The 304-nt window shown below is 31.2% G+C and carries 1 protein-coding gene; it reads left to right on the plus strand.

The annotated features are described in order from the left end of the window. Window positions 1-76 precede the first annotated feature (76 nt). Window positions 77-247 carry a hypothetical protein gene (locus AAEY62_RS21550; RefSeq protein WP_167376930.1) on the plus strand — a complete coding sequence of 57 codons (171 nt, stop codon included), beginning with the start codon at window positions 77-79 and terminating at the stop codon, window positions 245-247. Window positions 248-304 lie beyond the last annotated feature (57 nt).

Below are 304 nucleotides of genomic sequence, written 5' to 3' on the forward strand. Positions count from 1 at the left end.
TAGTAATACTTTAAGTTATTTGTTAAAACTATTAAATTATTATCCTAGGTATAAATGTGAGTATAAGGAGTATTTTATGTCGAAAAAAGTAGTAACTTTTGAATACGAAAAAGAAACAAAAAACAGTGTTCGTTACAAAGAAGTCCCAGATGAAGGCGTTGCCCCTATTGTTGGATCTTTGTATGTTCAGAAGTGGTTTGCTGGGAATAGCAAAACGCTTGAAATAACGATAGATAAAAAAGACTAATTAGCGGCATTATTTTTGCGCCATGTGTTTGTTTAGGTAAAAGCGACTAATAAATAC

The organism is Pseudoalteromonas sp. GW168-MNA-CIBAN-0100 (genome assembly GCF_040309225.1).
Lineage (GTDB): Bacteria > Pseudomonadota > Gammaproteobacteria > Enterobacterales > Alteromonadaceae > Pseudoalteromonas > Pseudoalteromonas arctica.